This window comes from Pedobacter nototheniae, assembly GCF_032678625.1.
Classification (GTDB): Bacteria; Bacteroidota; Bacteroidia; order Sphingobacteriales; family Sphingobacteriaceae; genus Pedobacter; species Pedobacter nototheniae_A.
Window position 1 is genome coordinate 1 of the sequence record NZ_JAVTSO010000015.1, and the last position, 3,616, is coordinate 3,616.

The window sequence follows — 3,616 nt, forward strand, 5'->3', positions numbered from 1 at the left end:
GTACCTGAACCCGGCGTTCCGGGCGTACCGCTTGTGCCAGGCATTCCCTGAACACCAACTACACCAGCATCGCCTTTGTCTCCTTTTGGACCGTTAATATTTGTCCATGTATTCGTTGTTGGATTGTAAACCCAGGTACCGCTATCGTTAGTCACAATAGTTACACCTGCTCCGGGCGCACCATTCGCACCTGAACCCGGCGTTCCAGGCGTACCGCTTGTGCCAGGCATTCCCTGAACACCAACTACACCAGCGTCACCTTTAGGTCCTTTAATATTGCCCGTTACAACCCAGGTATCACCTTGTTTAGTGTAAAAATCACCCGTTGTGGTATTAATATATGTATCTCCATTTGACCCGGTATTTAATCCAGGGGCTCCGTTTCCACCGGTAATTGATTTTCCATCAATACCATCTTTTCCATCATCGCCTTTAGGCCCTTTAATATTACCGGTTAATGCCCAGGCATTTCCTTCTTTCGTATAAACATCACCCGTTGTTGTATTAATGTAAATATCTCCATTTGATCCGGCTCCATTTACCGGCGTATTTGCACCGCCAGTAATTGAGGTGCCATTTTTACCATCTGTACCTTTTGCACCACTAATATTTGTCCAGGTATTCGTTGTTGGATTATACACCCAGGTACCACTATCATTAGTAACAATAGTTACACCAGCACCTGGTCCACCAGCTTGGCCAGGCGTACCAGGACTACCGGTTTTACCTGGCTGTGCTTCTACCCCAATTGTGCCTGCATCGCCTTTAACACCTTTCGTAAAAACCCATTTGCTGCCGTCATTATAATAAATCCCCGGAACCACATCATTTTCTGTTGCAGTATTGTAAACCATCATGCCTGCAATATGCGCGCTTAATGGAAAAGCATTTGTTGATGACTTTAAAGCAACCCTGGCATTTAAAAACCCTTTGTTAGAACTTTCAAGCTCAAAAATCGCGTCCTTATTTGGCAAATTACCAGTATTAACTGTTCCATCTTTGACTTTTTGTTGGGCGATAGCCAAGGAAGTACTTAGCACAATTGCCAAACTAAATATTAAGCGCTTATTCATATTAAAAAAATTAATTACGGGTATGGAGTTAGTCTGCACCGCGATTTGTTATAGTTGCACTTTTTCAAAAATCTGTCCAATTAATCATACCTGCCCTCAATGCTTTCAATCACGATATTAATTTTTGACTAGAATTAATTTGTGGATAAAACACCCCGATATTTTTTAATACAACCCTCGATTATGGGGAATAAAAACCCCTAAACATCATTCAACAAGGGGAAAAAGATATTAATGATTTAATACTAATTTTCAAGAAAATGTATTATTACTCAGATAGTATTTTTTTTTAAAATAATTTTTCATGCCTATCGATAATTCGAAATGTTTTCACATAAAAAAGCCATGCTGGTTATATTGTTTTCGGATCCTCCCAAATCCTACTCACAATACACCATACATGGCTAATGCTTTATATTGAGCAGTTTTACTGTTTAACTATTGTAAATTCTGTTCTTCTGTTTAACTGATGTTCAGCGGCTGTACATTTTACGCCATTTGCACATTTATTCAACAATCTGGTTTCTCCATAACCAATGGCTGTAATTCTATTTTTATTAATCCCTCTGCTAATAATATATTGCACAGCGGCATCAGCCCTTCTTTGTGATAGCGCAAGGTTGTAAGCATCATTTCCACGGCTATCGGTATGCGAACCGAGTTCAATCCAGATTGTAGGGTTATCTTTCATAATCCTCACCAACTTATCTAATTCAATTGCAGCATCTGCCCGAATTCTTGATTGGTCAAAATCGTAATAAATATTTTCCAGCTTAATGGCTTTGTTCATTTCAATGGCTTCGAGGTATAAATCTTTTTTTATTTCAGTTGATGCCAAAAGACCTATTGTTGTTAATGAAGATCCATCACTTCTGTAATTCGTTTTTTCGCCGGTTAACTTATAGTCTGATTCTTTTTCCAGATTAAATCTGAATTTACCATCTTCGTCAGTTTCTACTTTTAATTCTGAACCGCCTATTTTATTTAAAGTTACAATGGTGTTGCCCAGTGGCTGTCCGTTAGTTTTATTGTAAACCGTTCCGGTTAGTTTAAAAGCTAAAATTAATTGTTGGGTAAAGCTGTATATATCATCTTCACCTAAACCATCTGTACGGTTTGAGGAGAAAAAACCTGTATTGGCCGTAGTTAAGTTAAAGGTAAAATCATCCTGTGGGGAGTTCATGGGATAGCCTAAGTTTTGTGGTTCAGAAATTTTTCCACTGATTAATTTGGCGCTAAAAATGTCCAGTCCGCCCATACCCACTCTTCCATCACTGCTGAAATAAAAATTATTATTTGTATCAAAATATGGACTGCGTTCGTTTCCTTCGGTATTAATTTCTTTTAAGTTTATTGGTAAACCCCAATCTCCCGCATCTGTTTTTTGGCTAACATATAAATCGGTTCCGCCTTTACCGCCAGGCATATTCGAACTAAAGTATAAGCTTTGTCCATCTGCGGTGATAAACGGATCTCCTACTGAGTACTCATTTACTTTGTTATAAGTGAAAGCTACAGGTGTTGTCCACTTTCCCGACACATCCTTTTTACTGCTGTAAATTTCGATGTTAACGGTTGCTTGTTTTCCTTTTAATATTTTAACTTTTGTATAGTCCAATTTTTCAGGAATCCGGGTCAATGTAAAATACATTTCATCGCCATTTTGGGTAAAACTGGCAGGACCAACGTGATATTCCGTACCGGCGTTTACGGGAAAAAGGCTAACACTATCCGTACTATTTTTGCTGTAAAGCCTAAGGTAATGGTTGCCCGTCCATCCATAAATATTTTTATTGGGCTCTTTTACGCCATCGAACTTTAAAAATGGCTTATTTCCATTTTGCTCATCTTTACCTTTTACACCCCGATCTGAAGAGAAAACAACCATTCCATTTTGCATTACGGCGCCCCAATCTGACTGCGGGCTATTTAATGCTTTTTCATTATTGATGATTACTGGTTTCGGTTCTTTCATCCAGCGAATTGCGGAATCGCAAGAACGTAGCCACATACTTTTTAATGAGGGGTTCAGGTTTTTATTTAAATCGGCATACTTGTTATACTGAATTTTGGCTTCACTGTATTTTGAATTGGTTTGTAAAGCTTTTGCATACTCCAAGGTATTTTCCGCTGAACTTTTCTCCATCCCAGCGGCTATAGCGTACCAGCTTTCAGTTTGTTTATAATTATTTTGAAATTTATAACAGGCGGCTAACTGCTCTGCTGCATGAAGTGTGGCTTTTTTCTTATAAGCTTGCTCGTAAAGATCGATTGCCTTTTCATAATTATATTGCTCAAACTCTTTGTCTGCTTCATTTAACACAAACTGTGCACTAACTTTTGCCTGAAAACCAAACAAAACAACAACACTAACGATCAATACCTTTAACCTCATATTCTGTTAATTTATTTCTTTATTTATAATACTGATTTAGAAGTACCTTGGCGTCATTAAACGGATGTTTCTTTTGTTGAAGAAATAACCAACCGAAATTTCGTGCGTGCCACCGCTATAACCCTGTAATGGACCAATCGAAAAGTCG

The 3,616-nt window shown here is 38.3% G+C and carries 1 protein-coding gene and 1 pseudogene; both read right to left on the reverse strand.

Features of this window, described 5'->3' with window-relative positions; genetic code table 11:
* Positions 1–1,073: pseudogene (locus R2Q77_RS20930) on the reverse strand (collagen-like protein); the annotation flags it as partial.
* A gap of 427 nt (positions 1,074–1,500) precedes the next feature.
* Positions 1,501–3,468, reverse strand: a complete 1,968-nt coding sequence (locus R2Q77_RS20935) for an OmpA family protein (protein WP_316805656.1) — start codon at positions 3,466–3,468, stop codon at positions 1,501–1,503.
* Between the last annotated feature and the right edge of the window lie 148 nt (positions 3,469–3,616).

Bases quoted from the DNA above. Each gene is read 5' to 3' on its own strand.
- R2Q77_RS20935 (WP_316805656.1), bottom strand. From the start codon at position 3,468: ATGAGGTTAAAGGTATTGATCGTTAGTGTTGTTGTTTTGTTTGGTTTT.